Genomic DNA, 18797 nt, shown 5'->3' with positions numbered 1-18797 from the left:
AACTTAATCTTTATTTTCTTCGGAAATATCAACTTCAAAGCCATCTTTGCCTTGACTTAATAAGATAACCTCTTCGATCATATCATCAGTTTCATTGAGGATTTTTTCGGCAACATTACTTCCGTAGAGTTGCTGTGCCAATTCAGATTTTATAAGGCGTTTCATTTGAGCATGATACGCTACAAATTTAATGTTGCTGCTTTCTTTCAGGTTAACAAAATCCTGAAACTTGATTACCATATCATCGCTAACTTCAAAATTGGCGATAAAATCATTGGCTTCGACGCTTTCGTATACACTTCGGTCTTTGTCTAATTCGGTAAATACAAAATTACTAATGTACTCACGGCGTTTTAAATAGTTCAAGGTTTCATTTTGAACTGTTGTATTTAAAGGCACAAAAACATCTGGAATAATACCGCCTCCACCATACACAACCTTTCCACCAGGAGTTATAAATTTTAGAGAATCTGCAAGCTCAATACTTTCGGCATTTTCAAATTCCCCACTACTCAATCGTTTGTAATAATCGTTATAGTAATCGTTGTTTTTACCGTTATCATAAGGTCGCTGAATAGAGCGTCCTGTTGGTGTATAGTATCTAGAAACCGTTAATCGTACTGCGCTACCATCACCAAGAGACATTTCGCGTTGTACCAACCCCTTTCCATAACTGCGACGGCCAACAATTGTGCCTTTGTCATTATCTTGTAATGCACCTGCCACGATTTCACTTGCCGATGCTGAGCTTTCATTGATAAGAATATAGATATCCCCTTCTTCAAAATCACCATCATCTGTAGCGTAGCTATTTTCGATTTTACCTGATTTGTTTTTGGTAAATAATATGAGTTTATCGTCTTCCAAAAATTCGTCAACAATCAGCTCTGCAATACCTAGGAAACCTCCAGGATTATCACGTAAATCTAAAGCCAATTGTGTAGCGCCTTGATCTTGAAGTCTGTCTAAAGCTCTTTTAAATTCTTTGTAAGTAGACTCAGCAAACCGATTAACTTTTATATAGCCTAACTTATCGGTAAGCATATAAGCAGCATCGACACTTTTTATAGGTACAACATCACGTCTCACTTTAAATTCTAATAACTCATCTTCACCTTTTCTATAGACCGAAAGTTTGACCTTTGAGCCTTTTTCACCCTTTAGTTTTTCAATAATATCTTTGTTGCTCCATTCCCTTCCGAAGATAGAATCACCATCAGCCATTAAAATTCGATCACCAGCTTTGATTCCTGCTTTTTCGCTAGGACCACCTTCCACAGTTCTAATAACTGTTATCGTATCGTTATAGGTATAGAAATTAACACCAAGACCTATAAAATCACCTTTCATATTATTGGTCACACGTTCCAATTCACTTTTAGGAATGTAGGTAGAATGTGGATCGAGATTCTCTAGAATACCATTAACCGTAACATCTACGATACTGTCTGTATTGACATCATCAACATATTCATAATCGATATAATCAATGAGGCGGTTAAGCTTGTCTTTTTTACTATTTGAAGTAAATAAACGATCTGACGTATCGGTGAAATTTAGTTTTCCACCAATAAAAACACCTGCTGCTATAGCAACACCTACAAGGAGTGGTATGTATTTTTTATCGAAAGCCATTTATGCTTTTAAATCTTCTATTAATTCTAATTCTATTCCTGCCTTTTTTAAGAATTGCAATCCAGAATCGTCTTTATAACCTTGATGATACACAACTCTAATAATACCTGCTTGATGTATAAGTTTGCTACATTCCTTACAAGGAGACAACGTAATGTATAAGGTTGAACCTTTACACGATTGCGTTGAAGCTGCAACTTTTAATATCGCATTAGCTTCGGCATGTAAAACATACCATTTTGTGTAATCATTGTCATCTTCACAATAATTTTCAAAACCAGTTGGTGTGCCATTATAGCCATCAGAAATAATCATTCGATCTTTAACGATTAATGCTCCTACTTGCTTGCGCTTACAATGCGAGAGTTTCCCCCATTCTTTGGCTATTCTTAAGTAAGCTTTATCGTATCGTAATTGTTTTTTCTTTGGCATTTATAAAATGTATTAACGCAAAAACTATTCCGTAGAAAAAATCAATAACGTCTGTAATCCGATTATTTTTAATTAAGCTGAAAATCAAATGTAATAATAATTCAAAATGTAACGGTCAAATAATCTGTTAGATAACGTTAAAGTTTTATCAAAATTGAATCATCACATTAAGACAATAAGTCGCTTTTTATGAGTATTGGTAACACAAAACCAACAATAATTGCCGAAGTTACCATAATCCAATCGCGTTTTGAAAATCTAAAAATCGTCTGACAAAGAAAGCTCAAAAACATGACGATGAACGCAACCAGCATCTGACCAGCTTCTATACCTAGTCCAATTTCTAGTAAGGCAAGAAGTTTGGATTCTGAAGTAGAAATCATATGTTCAAATGTGGCCGAGAATCCTAATCCGTGTATCAATCCAAAAAACAAGGTTGCTAAGAAAAGGAGTCCTACGGTTTTTCCATGTGATTTTTTTCCTGAAGTAAACACATTAAAGAGTCCGACAATTAAAATCGTCATCGGAATTAGAAATTCTATCAATTTTGAATTGACGCTAATAATGTTATAGGTTGCTAATGCCAAAGACACACAGTGGCCAAGTGTAAAAACACTAATTAACAGCAACACACGTTTCCAGTCCTTAAATAGATAAGGTACAGAAAGCACTATTAAAAACAAAATGTGATCGTAGGCATTTAAATGGAGCACATGGGAAGCGCCATCTTGAAAATTTGACAGAAAATTGTCTATCATAGGAATTGTAATTTGGGTTGAACCAAAGTTACGGTTTATAATTAATATTAGGAATAATTTTGAATATATAGCGATATATCCATTTTTGAATATGATAATTACAGTAATTTCTGTAGCTTAGTAAATCATTAGCTATTAATCAATTAACGTATGTTTGAATGGGAGAAATGACATATTTTCACAAGTTAAAACAAAGATTTGGTTCTCGAGAAAAAGCAGCTTTAGCGACATCGACTGTACTCATTACTTTAGATTTAATGGGAGGCGGAGGACTCTTTAGCACCTTAGGAGCTGCGTCAGGCATTGGTAATTCGGGACTAGGGAAAATTATTTGCGAAGGTTTAAAAGGCGGATTATCTAATTATTTACCGAGCGTCTTTGAAAGGATTGAAAACACCAAAAAAGCGGAAAAAAATCACACCAATTTCATCTTATTTGTAGAAGCAACTCAAAGATGCTTAGTCTCTGTTAAAGAACTGATTTTACAACACAATGGTCTCGAGTTACCAGCGTCAAGGCTAGGTGAGGGAATAATAGACAAAAGAAAAGAAGTGATTCAAAAACATATAATTGATCCCACATTTAAAGCTTTCGGTTCTGAAAAAATAGCCGAAATATTTACAAAGAATGACCAATTGCATCCTGCTGAATTTATAGAACGAGCATTTGATTTGGCAGTTGATTTTAATTCAATAGAATTGGAAAATTATAAGGACGGGGCTGAAAATATTAAAGAAGCATTTTCCAAGATTTTTAGAGAGACATTCTTAGATGAAATTAGAAAAATAGTATCTAACGACCCAAAATTAAGAGACAGTTATCACACCTTTTTGATGCATCAAATTCTCACAGCAAATGATAGCCTAAAAAAAGATCTTAAGAATCACACTAACGAATTAACCGAATCATTGTTGCTAATTACAAAGGGATCTCAAATCAAGATTGAAGCTCAAAACGACATTCTATTGGATAGAATTGAGCAGTTAGTCAAAATTAATAAATCTAACCTCAAAAAAATCAGGAAGGTATTTGAACAAAACAGTTTACCAAAACTGGACTATGTGATTCCTAATTATAAGCGTAAAAAGGATAAATTATCTTATGATTTAGGGTATTCATATCGAAGTACAAAATTTATTGGACGTGATCAATTAATGTATGAGATGATAGATTTTGTCGACAGTAAATTACCATTCTCATGGACAATGATTAGTGGTAAAGCCGGACAAGGCAAAAGTAGATTTGCTCAGGAAATTTGTGATTTATACTATGCGAAAGGTTGGCACGTTGGCTTTTGTTCTTTTAACAAAGACAACTATAACTGGGGTAATTTAAATACGGCCAAGAATAAAGGCTTACTCATTATAGTAGATTATATTTCTGGAAGAGAAAAAAAAGTACAGAAATTATTAAAAGAGTTAGCCAATGAAACTAGAGGTCAAAAATCAAAAGACCCCAAAGTAAGAGTCATCCTTCTAGAAAGAGAATTCTCGGTCAATTGGTTAGAAAACACCGTACCTTATTTAGATCATGTTAAAGAATGTCTTTATAAAGAACAAAGAATTCCATATGAGCTCAATACACTCACCGAAAAAGATTTATTAAGTCTAATCTCTTATGTTTCAAATTCTCCATTCACTGAAGAGAAGGGCTCAGAAATTATTCAAAAACTACAAGAAATTGATATTGAGATGCGCCCGCTAATTGCTTTCATTATTGGTTTAAAGATAAGAGACAAGGACAAGGACAAGGAAAACGAATTGGAACTCAATACATGGGATAATATTGATCAGCCTTTAAACTATATATTGTTTAGAGAAAAAGACAAATTTTGGGATAAGACTGTCCTTGGGAAAAGAGACACCTTTCTTTTAGAAGCATGCCTATTCATAACGGCATTAGCACAAAAGATTGAGACTAAAAAATTAATAGAAATCGTTCTCAAATATAGCGAGGAGCAGTCGAACCTTAGTCAATCTGAAGTTATCGAATTATATAAAAGATCTTCATACTATTCGAAAAGAAAATGCCACGGATTTCAACCAGATTTAATTGCCGAATATTATATTGTTAGACATTTACAACAGGATAATGAATATGCTCTAGAATACCTAGACGCTACATTTCAATTAGAACCTCTAGAGACGAAAAACATGCTCTTAAAGACATCTCAAAACTTATGGAATCATGATGGCTTTAAAATTGTAGACGAATGGATTGACACTAAATTTATTAACCTAAAACAACTAGAAAAACAAGAACTAAAATATTTAGTCGAACTCTGTTATGATTTGTTTTTATCTCACTCTGAACCATCTTCGTTTAATTTAGCAAAAAGTGAATTATATTTCTATCAAATAGTTGCGTTACATACTGTATTCAAAAAAGAAAAAACCTATGCGAAATACCAAGCAACGGGTGCTAGATATTTCATTTATTATTACTTAAATAATGAAACAAGTATTGAAAAAGCCTTAGAGTTTTTCTCAAATCATATACTTAAATTAAGGTTTGAGAAATATTTTGAAAATAATCTTGAAATTGCTGTAAGTCAATCTATCGCCGCAAAAAATATTATTTATTATTATCTCTTTTTAAATAAAGTTCCAAGTTTAAAAAAAGCTGACGAATTCTACAAATCATTTATTATATCATTAAGAACCGATAATGACAAGTTGTTTTTTAACGCTCGAGATATCGCCCTACAACAAACAATAGCAGCATCTTATTTTATTTATTATTACACAACTGTTGAATCGAAAATCAAAAAGGCAGAAACCTATTTCAATATTTTCATAGTTGAACTCAGAAAAATTAAAACATTTAAAAAAGACAAAGACATTACTTTACAATTTATTAAAGCAACAAGATTCCTAATAGCATATTATACTAAACTCAAAACTTCCAATATATCAATCGCGTTTACTTTATTTGATAACTCCATTTTAAAATTAATAAAAAAGAACACCGATCAAAAAAATAGAGACATCGCAGTTAATGGTGCTTGGGCAATCTATGATATTATTGAACATTGCCACAACGATTTTGTTAAAACAGAAGACAAAAAGTTAATAGAATTATTTGAGTTGTTTAAATCTGTTTATGAAAATAATCCAAATTTAGGAATCACTCAAGATCACGTGAATCAATTAAATACTTGGATTAATAATATTACCGATAGATATAATTTTAAACTCTTACCTCCTTTATGGAATAAAGTTAGTATCCAAAAAGGAAAATATATTTTCGAAACTTTTAGCCATAAAGACATTCTCAGCGATAAGGACATATGGAATCTAGACCCGAAAAAGTCAAAATCTTTATTCGAGTTTTATAACCCATTTAAATCTTTGGAATCTACAACTTTGGGCATAAAAGAGATACAAACAGTTCTTTATAAAGCTTTTGATACAATTCCAAACAGAGAAACTTTTAGAATTTCTCATGTAATTGGTGCAAGGAAATTTAATTTGCCATTTTACAAAGATGGCGCTTGGCTGTTTGAATTACTTTGCCAGAGAGATGATGAACCCTTTACTCAAAACGATGATGCCGAGCATGAATTTAAAACATACGGTTATCTAACATTTATAATTCATGGAGTGGATGAAAAAGTGATTTGGCTAACTGGTAATTCTGATCCAATTCATAGTTTGAACAAATTAATAAAAGGGGAAGGCGAAAATCAAATTGAAACAATAAATATTGCACTAGACAGCAGAGATCTTGCAGAGGAATATTTGAATTTTTTCTGTTCATTTACACATGGAGAAGAAGGTGCATTTACAATAATTAATACACTTGAGGATATTAACTGGATTGACAAAGAAAATTTGGACAAAGGCTATACGCTGGCTGCAATCAATGAAGGCAATACAATTCCTCTTCAAAAGCAAGAAGGTGTATGGGCATGTAGAAAATTGGTAAGATATTCGAATACCTTGTTTTTATCTCAATTTAAAATTTTCGCAAATGGTATGGTTGAAATGTTGGATGATTTACCCATTGATTCCGGATTACCAATACTCAACCAAATATATGTTTACAATTTAAAAAGTCTGAAGTATTCTAAAATAAAAAAAGATAATAAACTTAAGAGTCTAAAAAACTTTGAAAAACTAACATTAAACCAAGCTAAAAAATATAAGTTAGACATTGTTGCTAATTACTTAAAAATGCAAATTCATAAAACCAAAAACTCAATTAAAGAAAATTTTTGGCCTCTTGAAAAAAATGAATCGCAATTAGATATAAGTAGTCCTACATATAATTTGAAGTATAAAAAACTATCACTAAAAAAGGTAGAAGATGTTGTCTTAAATGCCATGCTTTCCAACAATGGTAAGAATGACTTCAAATTGACTAAAATTTTAGGAGGAAGAGAATTCCCTTTACCATTTTACAAAGACGCTTCTCTATTTGAAATCTCATGCGAAAGAGACAATGAATTAAGCGCTAAAAACAATATTGACAAGAACCCTATAGAAAAGTATGGCTACATGACCTTTATTGTTTACGGAAATGATCAAGAAATAGTTTGGTTAGATGGCAAATCAGATTCAATTCATTATATAAATAAATGGGCTCCCATTATTATAAAAAATACTAGTGATGCTAATAAATATTTAAATTTCTTCTGCTCATATTGTCATGGAGATAATGGAGCATTTTCAATAATTGAAAATAGTAGCGACCTACCTTGGATTAATGAGAAAAATCAGAATTTAGATAACGCCCTTTTGATTGCTGCAATAAAAGAATCTAATAAAATAACGATTAAAAAACATGGTGAAAATTGGATATCTAAGAAACTCATTTATTATTCAAGTAGTCTGTTTTTAGCTGATTTCACAATAAAGCCAGATGGATTTGTTGCCATGGATAAAGATATTCCAATCGTACAAGGATTATTTACCTTACATCATTTATATAATGACAATCTAAAAGGTATTACATCTTTGGATAATAAGGACGGAAAGCCTGACCCTGTTAAATTTAAAATAATTAAATATAAAGAAGCTAAAAAAGAGAAATTAAAGTTCATATTAAATTATCTCAAAAGTAAAAAAAACGAGTAACTAACTTCAATGTTTCCTTAAATTATAAATATAAAAGTCTTTAACGCTTCGGTCAAAGCCCTTTTGTACTCAAGCTAAGATTAACTCACTTTGTTAGTTGATCCTACAAAGCGTCGCTTTGAACATTACCATAGAAAACACTACGCTTAATTCCAAAAAAGAAGCGAGCTTCATTTTGAAACTCGCTTGCATTTTCACCGTTTGATGATGTATTCGTACTCAAGGCGGGAATCGAACCCGCACGTCTTGCGACATTGGATTTTGAATCCAACGTGTCTACCAATTCCACCACTTGAGCAATTTCGGACTGCAAAACTATAAAATAATTTATTACAATCAATCAAAAATAGTAGGTTTTATGCTTTTTCAGTCGAAATAAATCCCTAAATTTGCACCTCGTTAAAATAAAGTGTCTTGACAAGACACAAATAATTCATTACCAATGCCAAACGGATCAACAGAAGCAAAAATTTTTGCATGTGGACAAAGTAAAGAACTAGCTGAGAAAATTGCAGTGACTTTTGGCGTGCCTTTAGGGAATGTAATTACATCAACTTATAGCGACGGAGAATTCCAACCTTCTTATGAAGAATCTATAAGAGGAAGACGAGTTTTTATCATCGGCTCTACGCATCCTGGTCCAGAAAACTTAATGGAAATGTTGTTAATGATTGATGCTGCAAAACGCGCATCGGCAAGACACATTACCGCCGTTTTACCATATTTTGGTTGGGCAAGACAAGATCGCAAAGACAAACCTAGAGTACCTATTGCAGCCAAATTGGTAGCGAAGATGCTAGAAGTTGCTGGCGCAACGCGAATCATTACAATGGATTTACATGCAGATCAGATTCAAGGGTTCTTTGAAAAACCTGTCGATCACTTATTTGCATCAACTATATTTTTACCATATTTAAAATCATTAGCATTAGATAATTTAACGATTGCTTCACCAGATATGGGTGGATCAAAACGTGCTTATGCTTATTCGAAAGCTTTAGTTAGTGATGTCGTTATCTGTTACAAACAACGTGCAAAAGCAAATGTGATTTCTCACATGGAATTGATTGGTGATGTTACTGGAAAAAACGTAGTATTAGTTGATGATATGGTGGATACAGCCGGAACATTAACAAAAGCAGCAGATTTAATGATGGAAAAGGGCGCGCTTAGCGTAAGAGCTATTTGTACACATCCAATTTTATCTGGAGATGCTTATAACAAAATTAAAAACTCTAAACTAGAAGAATTAATAGTCACTGACTCTATTCCTCTAAAACAAAAAAGTGATAAAATTAGAGTTTTAAGTTGTGCTGATTTATTTGCAGAAGTAATGCATAACGTGCATTACAACAAATCGATTAGCTCTAAATTTTTAATGTAATTTAATATTAATATAAACACAAACAATGAAATCAATTACAATCAATGGATCTCAAAGAGAAAGCGTAGGCAAGAAATCAACAAAAGCCTTACGTAATGCTGGTCAGGTTCCTTGCGTATTATACGGAGGAGATCAAACCATGCATTTCTCAGCACCAGAATTAGCATTCTCTAAACTTGTATACACGCCAAATGCGCATACAGTTGTGATTGCTATAGAAAATGGAGAAACTTACGATGCCGTTTTACAAGACATCCAGTTTCACCCAGTAACAGATAGAATCTTACACGTAGATTTCTACCGTTTATTCAAAGGCAAAGAAATTGCTATGGATATCCCTGTGCATATTATCGGAACATCTAAAGGTGTTTTAAATGGTGGTATTCTTCGTAAGAATAGACGAAAATTAAGAGTAAAAGCTTTACCTAAAAATTTACCAGATTTCTTAGAAGCAGATATTACATCTCTTAAAATTGGTAGCAAATTATATGTTACAGCATTAGAAGGTGAAACCTACTCAATATTGCATTCAGACAATACTGTTGTCGTTCAAATTAAGACTGCTAGAACAGCTGTTGAAGAAGAAGAAGAAGAAGAAGAATTAGAAGAAGGAGCAGAAGCAACTACTGAAGGAGGAGAAACTCCTGCAGCTGAAGCATCTGAAACTAAAGAATAATAGAGCATATTATTTTTTTTATAATTATAAAAAGCATTCTATTTATTTAGAATGCTTTTTTATTTTTACAAAAACGCTATAGATTATCTGGAAATTTATATGTAATTTATTTAATTGGAATTCGACATCGTTAGATATTGAAAATACACATCCTATGAAAAAATTTCTTATCGTCGGACTAGGCAATATTGGAGACAAGTACGCAAATACAAGACACAATATAGGATTCAAGGTCTTAGAGGCTTTTGCAGAAAAAGAAGACCTTAAATTTGAAACCCAAAAACTTGGAGACATCACCACTTATAAATTTAAGGGGAGAACCTTTATTCTATTAAAACCGAGTACCTACATGAATTTGAGTGGGAAATCGGTACTCTATTGGTTAACTAAAGAGAAGGTTCCTCTAGAAAACTTATTGGTTATTACAGATGATCTTAATCTTCCCTTCGGAAATATTAGACTTAAGACTAAAGGTAGCGACGGTGGACATAACGGCTTAAAGGATATTCAGGACAAACTGCAAACCACCAAATACAACAGGTTTAGATTTGGGATTAGTGACGAATTTAGCAAAGGTAGGCAAGTCGATTATGTGCTAGGAGAATGGGGTGATGACGAATCTCAAAAACTACCCGAACGCCTAGAGAAATCAATAGAGCTTATCAAATCTTTCGGAACGGCGGGTATTAACAATACCATGAATACATTCAACGGAAAATAAAAAAGAGAGACCATTTGGTCTCTCTTTACTTCTATATAGAAATTAGTATTAATACTAATCTATCACTATTTTCTTAGTGGCTTTATTAGTGCCATCGCTAACAGTTACAAGATACATTCCTGATTGGATCGTATTTAATTTCACTGCTTGATTAAAATCAGAATTAGCAGTAAATGAGTTTTCAAAAATTCTTCGACCTCTAATATCAAATACCGAAATTTTAATTGTATCCGAAATTGGATTCTCAAAACGAACATTAAACTCACCATCATTGGGATTTGGATAAACACTAAACGTGAAATCTTCATTATCAAGCACTTCAGTAGATAAGGTATTATCTAAACATAACTCTAAAGTGAATTCTAAAATCGTACCACCATCTGCTCCACCAAAATCATCATCAACTGATAATGTCCATGTTCCTGCAGACGTTTCGCCAAATAGCGTTGATAAATCACCCTCAGGAATAAATATGCCTGTAAATGGAGAACTTCCAGCTGTTATGGATGTAGCGGCTTCTTGGTCAAAAACCGTATTGGTATAATTATCATCACCATCATTACCATTATCAGTTGATAGTTCTACAATTGTTCCTGTAGGACTAATTAAAAAGATATCTAAATCATTATTCCAAGCGTGCTCAATATTAATTGTCACATTCACATCGCTAATTAATTCATTAGTTCCTACATTTATAACTGAAGTATAGTTATCTACTGCATTCCCTGTTTCCAATATGGAAATTGGCACATCACTTGCACTATAAGTATTACATATGATAGTAGGCGTTGTAAAATTAAATACAGATGAAGGACTTGCAACATTACACAAATTGGACGCGGTAACCCTCCAAAAATATGCAGTGCTAACAGACAGCCCACTTACTGTATACAACGTTGTTTGAACAGTTGCACTATCAAAAATCGTTGAAAAGTCTGATTGTGTTGAGATTTCAACAAAATAATCTTGTGTATTAGGACTTCCATTCCACATCAAATCAACATCTGAGTTTGTACCTATAGCACCATTAGAAGGTGACGTTAACACTGCAGGATTCACAGAATTAGTAAATACATTCATTATTAAATCTACCGATTCTGTAGTTCCTCCTGAAGTACCTTCAAAAGTAAATGAATAACTCCCTTGAGCTAATCCGCCAATACCATTAATAGTGACAGTTCCTAGTGTTCCATCTGCTGTTGCTGATGTAGGATTTATGACAGCTGAGGCTCCAGATGGCAACCCAGTAACACTAAATGTAGTAGTGTCAATAAATCCTAAAAATGTATTATAAGTAAAGTTATAAACGGCTGAATTTGGAATACATACATCTAACTCTGTATTGGTAAATGTCGTTGTGAAATCAGGAGTCATAATTGTAAAATCGCTGGAGTTAACGGCATAGAAAATGTTGCTATTCCCTTCAACAATTACCCTCGCCATAGATGTATCACCTCCAGTAAAAGGAACTGTAATATCAGCCGTTCCATTATTCGTTATATCAGAAGCCAAAGTGAATGGAAAAGTCTGTCCGCCATCTATAGATAATAAAATATTGACTGTTGGTGTATTAACTGCTCCTGTATCAGTTCCGGAAACGTCCCAAGTTATAGTTTGTGTTGAACCAGAATACCAACTCACATTAGAGGCTTGAGATGTGACAACAAATGGCCCAGATGTACCATCCACAGTGACTGTCATTACATCAAAATCAGATTGTGGTGTTTGCCCAACACCTCCAGCTTCTGATCGATCTCTAACTGTGAGCGCAAAATTTAAGTCTCTTCCAACAGTTGATACGGTTTCCCATGTTGTATTATCAATAGATTCAAGAGGGTTAGACTCTGTAAGTTGACCATTTAAAACACGTTGCAAAATAGGCATATATCTGTCAGGTGTCGTACTTGGTGGTCTTGATCTCCATAATGGCCCATTTGTTAACGTAGGTGTGAAATCATTTCTAGTCGTATATCCATCATCTATTTGCTCCCAGCAATATGTTAACGCGTCACTTCCATCAGGATCAGTTGCTCCGCCTTTCAAAATAAACGCTGTACCTCTGGGGATTGTATAATTTGCTCCTGCGTCGGTAACTGGTGGATTATTAGAAATAGCTGTTGTGACAGCACAATTATTAGGTGCAGAAGCTACATTATTTAAAATTTGATTGATACTTCCGAAATGGAAATACGGATCACTATGATTTTGAATATCATCAACTCCTGTAATTCCAGCATATCCCATAATTGTAGTTCCACTTCCTGGTTCGAAATTCACAAAATTATTATCGGCAGCTGCATGAGTATGCAGAGCTCCCATTTGGTGACCTATTTCATGAGGTACGTAATCAATATCAAAGAAATCTGCCATATAAGGCCCTCCATCATTATCGAGAAAGCTATGGCGAGACCAACCACTTCCTTTACCTTCAGACATAGGAGGATTAACTGTGTTTTCACAGACACAACCAATGCATCCAGCATTACCGCTGTTTCCACCAAAAGCCAGTAGGTGCCCTAAATCAAAATCCGCTAGACCAACAACTGCAGTTAAATTCGTTTGTAAATCTCCATTTAAATCACCTCCGTAAGGATCTGGAAATGTGGGCGAGTAAATTAAATCAATAGCAGGATCATCAACCGTATCAACAAGCACAAATGTAATTGCCATATCGACTTCAAACACCTCATTGGTTCGGTTTAAGGTAGACACCATTTGAGCCAAAGCATCTGCTCTATTATTCCCATTTCCATTATTGCCATCATCCCAAAAATTTGTATATTCTTGGGTGACTGACATAGCGATTCTAAATGTTCTCAATAATTGGTCATTAGCATCTCTCCTAAGGTTTGCGCTTTCAACAATTCTAGAAGACATGTCGAAATCTTCTGTTAAACACTCAAAAGTTTCTGTCGAATTTTGTCTTGCATTTTTATTATAGATCAAATATTCTCCGTTAGCAACTTTAGTAACGGGTTGAATAAAATAGGCATCTTCACCCGGTTCAGAAATCATAGCATTTAAACCTAATTGTGTCACACTAAACCTAACTCTTGTTCCTGAGTTGTCGACCCTAGATCCCAAATATGTTTTTATGTTTTTATGCTGTTCCGCATTGTCTTCTGAAGAAAAAACTGAAGTTTCTACAATACGATACTGTTGAAGTTTTCCAGATACATCAGGAAAATCAATTATTGTATTCGATTGTCCGTTGGACTCACGCCTTAGTGGAGCGTTTATTAATTTTAATTTAAAATTTTCAATATCAAATTGAAACACACTAAAGTTATTTCTATCTAATTTATTTAGTGAAATATTATCAGTCCCTTTTTTGAAGTTTGTAAGTTGCCAATCTTTATTTTGACCATAGCTAGCTGTTGCTATAAACAACAAAATTGTCACAAAAATTTGTAGCGGTTTTTTTTTCATGATAGCTGTTGAGTTAATTTAAAAATATATGATTAATCGATAAAACAAAAATTTCTTATTTAAGGAATAAAAAAAAGAGGCTAAAATTTAGCCTCTTTTTTTTATTAAATATGTTGTTTATTCTACAACGATCTTCTTAGTTATTTGTCGATCTCCATCTCTAACAGTAACAAGATATAATCCAGATTGAACATTGTTCAATTTCACAGTTTGATTAAAGTCTGAACCGTTCGTATAAGCGTTAGTGAAAATTCGTCGTCCTCTAATATCGTGCACATCAATATTGATAGCATTTCCTGAGTTTGAATTTAATTTCACTGTAAACTCGCCTTCATTTGGATTAGGGAATATTGCAAAATCTTCTAATGCTAAATCATCAACACTTAAAGCTGATTCAGCACATATTTCGATTGACCAATCATTTAAGGTTCCTGTATCACCTGCCCAGAAATCGGCAATTAAAATCGTCCAGTCTCCTTGAGCTTCCAATCCAGTAAATGCGCTTAATGCTTCGCCTGGAGCAAATGTACCAATAGTTGGACTTCCACAAACTAAAGTTCCTGCTTCATCATCAAAAGTAATATCAAAATCGCCATTACTACCACAGTCACCATTAAAAACATCAATGAAGGTAGTTTCATCTGGATGTATGATACGGACAATTAAATCTGATACATAAGTATGAGTAACATCAACATTAATAGTCATACTTTCTATTGTCGCCAAATCAGGAATATTAATAATATGTACTAATAAAGGCTGTCCGGGAGTTCCGCCAGAGCCATCAGCGATAGGTAAAGCTAAATTTTGAGCAGATGCATAGGTATCGCATTGAATAGACGTACACGTATTCTTTAATAGCACGTCTGTAGTTTCAATCTTTGTAGCAGATGTACCAGTAACAGTTATTGTATATTCTCCTTGCGTTGTTGCACCTAAATTACCAATGGTCATCGTGAAATTTCCTGTAGAACTTAAAGATGTTGGACTAAAGGCTACAGTAGCATTCGCAGGAACTCCAGATGCCGAAAATGTTGTGCTTTCACTAAACCCTTGAATGGCTGTAAAAGATAGATCAAATACAGCTTGAGTATCTGTATCTGGGCAACTTAATATAGGACTATTATTAGCAGTTAATGTGAAACCTGGTAAAGCTGGTGTACAAACACCTGGTTTTATTTGCGATGCTATTGAAGCAACCCAAGCATCCATAACTGTAGCTTGTCCTGCACTAAACATATACATGCACGCGTCATTTACATAATCCATATAATTCATGGTTAGTGCGAGTCCTGCGCATCCAGCTACAGTACCAGCTGCTGGGCAACCGTATGTACTAGTTACAACTTCAGGAGTATCTGCAATACCATCACCACCAACACCACAAACTCCTCCTGGTCCATCAACATTAAAAGTATGGTTTAGATTATAAAAATGGCCCAACTCATGAGTTGTAGTTCTTCCTAAGTTATAAGGGAAATTTGGAACAACTCCAGAACCAATGCAACCAGAACCAGAACCAAAAGCTGTAGTGCTAATCGTAACAGCTTGACCTGCTCCTATGCTCCCACCTAATGGTGAAAATCCTAAAACGCCACCAAGAGGTCGCACGACAAAATTCATGTATCCTCCCCAATTGCCATCTATATTATTTCCGCCGCCAAAATCATAACCAATTGTAATAGCTGGCTCGCCTTCTAATAATTCAGGATCTAATCCTACTGGGTGATTAGACACAGCTAAACAAAAAGATATGTTAGCAACTCCAGCGTTTGTTCCTGGATAGAGACCCGCTGCAGCAGTCCAAAGTGAGAAGTCAGAATTGGAAGCCGTATAATCAGCATTTATTATATCGATTTGATTTTGAGCTAATGTTTCTAAGCAATCTCGATCTGCTTCATTAGCAGTAGGAAAATGCACCGCAACTGGTATTTCAATTGTTATTCCACGTCTTTCGCTAAAGTTTTCTTCAGATAAAAATTGTTGGAGTTTAGCCTTAAACTTTTCTTGACCTAGCTCATATTGTTTAGCAAAGTCTGGGTCTTGCATTTGCTGCTCCATATATTCAACCATTCCACAACTTCTATCTTGAGCATATGCAAACGAGCACAACAAAAGTGTAAATGCAAATAATAAGGTTTTTGTTAAAGTAGTTTTTCTATCCATGATTTGATTTTAAATGTTAAGGTTTTGTAAAAATATTTAAAAAAAGTCAAAAAAAGAGCCTGAAGTCAAAGAAATAATACTTTTTAAGGTATTAAAAAACAGAATATCGCACTATCTTAGTAATTGCCTTACATTTCAGAATTATTCATAAATAATAAAGACACACTATATCACCTATTCAAATATTTCTTGACTACTTTCATTTTAAGAGGTCAAATAAGTACTTTTACCAAAAACTAGATATTGAAATCGAAAACCTCAAATAAACAAGATAATGCCGCTTCTGTAATCACCATAGGTACTTTTGATGGTGTGCATGTAGGTCATCAAAAGATTATTGAGCGCTTGGTAAAAACCGGCAAAGACAAACAGCTTAAATCTGTTGTACTTACCTTTTTTCCACATCCTAGAATGGTACTTCAGCCTGATTTTAAAATCCAGCTCTTACATACCATTGAAGAACGTCAAAGTGTGCTTAAACAGTTTGGTTTAGACGAATTAGTTATTAAAGAATTTACCAAAGATTTTGCTAATCTATCTGCTCGTGATTATGTAAAAAGCATTCTTATAGACAAACTTAATGCTAAACACATTATTATAGGTTATGATCATCGCTTCGGAAAAAATAGAACAGCAAACATCGAAGATTTAAAAGCCTTTGGTGAGGAATTTGATTTTACAGTTGAAGAAATTTCAGCACAAGACATCAAAGACGTTGCTGTTAGTTCTACAAAAATACGTCATTCGTTGCTTGATGGTGATATCGAAACGGCTAATTCCTATTTGGGTTACCCATATTTTCTCACAGGAGCTGTCATTAAAGGAAAAGGCATTGGTAAAACCATAAATTTCCCAACAGCTAACATTGATATTGAAAGAGAATTTAAACTCATCCCAAAAAATGGTGTTTATGTTGTGAAATCAGTCATTGATGGGGAAACCGTTTTTGGTATGATGAATATTGGAACCAATCCAACCTTCAATGAAAAAAAACAGTCGATAGAAGTTCACTTTTTTGATATGGATAAGAATCTCTATGATAACATGTTAAAAATTGAAATATTAAAGCGATTGCGTGATGAAGTGAAATTTGAATCTGTTAAGCATTTAACTGTTCAACTCTATTTAGATAAGAAAAATTCGTTGGCTTTTATTCAAAAACATTATGAATAGGTTTCTGTTTAAACATATAGACAATAGTTCTCTTATCGTATTCAGAATGCTATTTGGTGCATTGATTTTTTTAGAAAGTATAGGTGCTATTTTTACAGGTTGGATTAAAAGAACACTTATAGAACCAGAGTTTACTTTCAATTTTATTGGTTTCGATTGGTTGCAAGCTATCCAAGGCGATTGGATGTATATACACTATATACTTATGGGTATTTGCGGACTCCTAGTCATGGTTGGTTACAAGTACAGAATTAGTATGTTGAGCTTTACGCTGCTTTGGTCTGCTACCTATTTCATACAGAAATCATCCTATAATAATCATTATTACTTTTTAATGATTTTGAGTTGTATTATGGTGTTTTTACCTGCCAATACCTATGCTTCAATTGATGCTAAGCAAAATCCAAATATCAAAAAAATATCCATGCCAAATTGGTGTCGTTGGGTATTTATCATTCAATTGTTAATTTTATACACCTATGCGTCCATCGCTAAAATATATCCCGATTGGCTAGACTTGAGTGTGCCTGAGTTACTAATGAAGAGTAAGACCAATTATTTTCTCGTCGGAAATGTGTTGCAAGAGAAATTTATGCATTATTTAATTGCCTATGGTGGCATTTTATTTGACGGACTCATCATTCCTTTGTTGCTTTGGAAACGAACTCGAAAACTTGCCTTTATTGCGTCGATATTCTTTCATTTGTTTAACTCGATTATCTTTCAAGTTGGGATTTTTCCGTATTTATCCTTAGCTTTTGCTGTATTCTTTTTTGAACCTAAAATTATTCAGAAGTTATTTCTAAAACAAAAGCCCTTATATTCCGAAGAACAAATAGACGTTCCAAAATACGCTATCGCATTTAAAACTGTATTTATCATCTACTTTATTATTCAAATTGCACTACCAATGCGACATCATTTTATTGAAGGTAATGTATTGTGGACCGAAGAAGGTCATCGTTTATCATGGAGAATGATGCTACGCTCCAAAAGTGGAAATACGAGTTTTAGAGTCGTTGATAAAGCCACTAATGCTGTTATTCATGTAAAATTAAGCGATTATCTCACCCAAAAACAAATACGATCTGTAAGTGCAAAGCCTGATATGATTTGGCAATTTGCACAACGCTTAAATCTCATTTATGCCAAAAAAGGTAAGGATATACAGGTATTTGTAAGAGCATTTATAAGTGTTAATGGCAAACCTAGCAAGCAACTTATTGATCCAGAAGTTGACCTTACCAATGTAGAATGGAATTATTTTAAGCATCACGACTGGATTTTACCTTCAAATCAAGACGAGAATAACTGACAATTCATTAAATTTGGCGTTTCAAAATAT

11 protein-coding genes and 1 tRNA gene are annotated in these 18797 nt (G+C 33.7%); 6 read left to right on the top strand and 6 right to left on the bottom strand.

Annotated elements, in window-relative coordinates:
* Positions 1-3: 3 nt before the first annotated feature.
* The 3 genes from V7719_RS11605 to V7719_RS11595 form a co-directional block, all read right to left on the bottom strand.
* The gene (locus V7719_RS11605; RefSeq protein ID WP_335730075.1) at positions 4-1635 is read right to left on the bottom strand and encodes a S41 family peptidase; all 1632 of its coding nucleotides are present in this window, start codon (positions 1633-1635) and stop codon (positions 4-6) included.
* Positions 1636-2067, bottom strand: coding sequence for a deoxycytidylate deaminase (locus tag V7719_RS11600; RefSeq protein ID WP_335730074.1), 432 nt, complete (start codon positions 2065-2067; stop codon positions 1636-1638).
* A gap of 167 nt (positions 2068-2234) precedes the next feature.
* Complete coding sequence (locus tag V7719_RS11595; RefSeq protein ID WP_335730073.1) at positions 2235-2825, bottom strand: HupE/UreJ family protein; 591 nt, start codon at positions 2823-2825, stop codon at positions 2235-2237.
* A gap of 167 nt (positions 2826-2992) precedes the next feature.
* Here V7719_RS11595 and V7719_RS11590 point away from each other — a divergent pair, with 167 nt between their 5' ends.
* Positions 2993-7903: a hypothetical protein gene (locus tag V7719_RS11590; protein ID WP_335730072.1), complete on the top strand. Its 4911-nt coding sequence runs from the start codon at positions 2993-2995 to the stop codon at positions 7901-7903.
* A gap of 216 nt (positions 7904-8119) precedes the next feature.
* Here V7719_RS11590 and V7719_RS11585 read toward each other — a convergent pair.
* Positions 8120-8201, bottom strand: a tRNA-Leu gene (locus tag V7719_RS11585).
* A 144-nt stretch (positions 8202-8345) separates the two neighbouring features.
* On the opposite strand from V7719_RS11585, the gene V7719_RS11580 reads away from it, so the two are divergent.
* From V7719_RS11580 to pth, 3 genes are all read left to right on the top strand, one after another.
* Positions 8346-9287: a ribose-phosphate pyrophosphokinase gene (locus V7719_RS11580; RefSeq protein ID WP_335730071.1), complete on the top strand. Its 942-nt coding sequence runs from the start codon at positions 8346-8348 to the stop codon at positions 9285-9287.
* A 25-nt stretch (positions 9288-9312) separates the two neighbouring features.
* The gene (locus tag V7719_RS11575; protein ID WP_335730070.1) at positions 9313-9963 is read left to right on the top strand and encodes a 50S ribosomal protein L25/general stress protein Ctc; all 651 of its coding nucleotides are present in this window, start codon (positions 9313-9315) and stop codon (positions 9961-9963) included.
* A 154-nt stretch (positions 9964-10117) separates the two neighbouring features.
* Positions 10118-10684 carry an aminoacyl-tRNA hydrolase gene (gene pth / locus V7719_RS11570; protein ID WP_335730069.1) on the top strand — a complete coding sequence of 189 codons (567 nt, stop codon included), beginning with the start codon at positions 10118-10120 and terminating at the stop codon, positions 10682-10684.
* A gap of 54 nt (positions 10685-10738) precedes the next feature.
* Here the strand turns inward: pth and V7719_RS11565 are convergent, their stop codons facing one another.
* Together V7719_RS11565 and V7719_RS11560 are read right to left on the bottom strand one after the other, a co-directional pair.
* Entirely contained in the window at positions 10739-14113 is a 3375-nt protein-coding gene (locus V7719_RS11565) for a reprolysin-like metallopeptidase (RefSeq protein WP_335730068.1), read from the bottom strand.
* A gap of 117 nt (positions 14114-14230) precedes the next feature.
* Positions 14231-16279 carry a zinc-dependent metalloprotease gene (locus V7719_RS11560; RefSeq protein WP_335730067.1) on the bottom strand — a complete coding sequence of 683 codons (2049 nt, stop codon included), beginning with the start codon at positions 16277-16279 and terminating at the stop codon, positions 14231-14233.
* 243 nt (positions 16280-16522) lie between these two features.
* Between V7719_RS11560 and V7719_RS11555 the strand changes: the two genes are divergently transcribed.
* Together V7719_RS11555 and V7719_RS11550 are read left to right on the top strand one after the other, a co-directional pair.
* Positions 16523-17452, top strand: a complete 930-nt coding sequence (locus tag V7719_RS11555) for a bifunctional riboflavin kinase/FAD synthetase (protein WP_442969079.1) — start codon at positions 16523-16525, stop codon at positions 17450-17452.
* Positions 17442-18767 (top strand): HTTM domain-containing protein, encoded by a 1326-nt coding sequence (locus V7719_RS11550; protein ID WP_335730204.1) that lies wholly within the window; start codon positions 17442-17444, stop codon positions 18765-18767. The genes V7719_RS11555 and V7719_RS11550 overlap by 11 nt, the downstream gene beginning before the upstream one ends.
* The last annotated feature ends 30 nt before the right edge of the window (positions 18768-18797 follow it).

This window comes from Psychroserpens sp., assembly GCF_036960315.1.
Classification (GTDB): Bacteria; Bacteroidota; Bacteroidia; order Flavobacteriales; family Flavobacteriaceae; genus Psychroserpens.
Note: the sequence above shows the minus strand (reverse complement) of the source record. Positions and strands in the feature narration are given on the sequence as shown.

What these genes read in the sequence shown, in the direction of transcription:
- V7719_RS11605 (WP_335730075.1), bottom strand. Translation starts at nt 1,635, where the DNA reads ATGGCTTTCGATAAAAAATACATACCACTCCTTGTAGGTGTTGCTATA.
- V7719_RS11600 (WP_335730074.1), bottom strand. Translation starts at nt 2,067, where the DNA reads ATGCCAAAGAAAAAACAATTACGATACGATAAAGCTTACTTAAGAATA.
- V7719_RS11595 (WP_335730073.1), bottom strand. Translation starts at nt 2,825, where the DNA reads ATGATAGACAATTTTCTGTCAAATTTTCAAGATGGCGCTTCCCATGTG.
- V7719_RS11590 (WP_335730072.1), top strand. Translation starts at nt 2,993, where the DNA reads ATGACATATTTTCACAAGTTAAAACAAAGATTTGGTTCTCGAGAAAAA.
- V7719_RS11580 (WP_335730071.1), top strand. Translation starts at nt 8,346, where the DNA reads ATGCCAAACGGATCAACAGAAGCAAAAATTTTTGCATGTGGACAAAGT.
- V7719_RS11575 (WP_335730070.1), top strand. Translation starts at nt 9,313, where the DNA reads ATGAAATCAATTACAATCAATGGATCTCAAAGAGAAAGCGTAGGCAAG.
- pth (WP_335730069.1), top strand. Translation starts at nt 10,118, where the DNA reads ATGAAAAAATTTCTTATCGTCGGACTAGGCAATATTGGAGACAAGTAC.
- V7719_RS11565 (WP_335730068.1), bottom strand. Translation starts at nt 14,113, where the DNA reads ATGAAAAAAAAACCGCTACAAATTTTTGTGACAATTTTGTTGTTTATA.
- V7719_RS11560 (WP_335730067.1), bottom strand. Translation starts at nt 16,279, where the DNA reads ATGGATAGAAAAACTACTTTAACAAAAACCTTATTATTTGCATTTACA.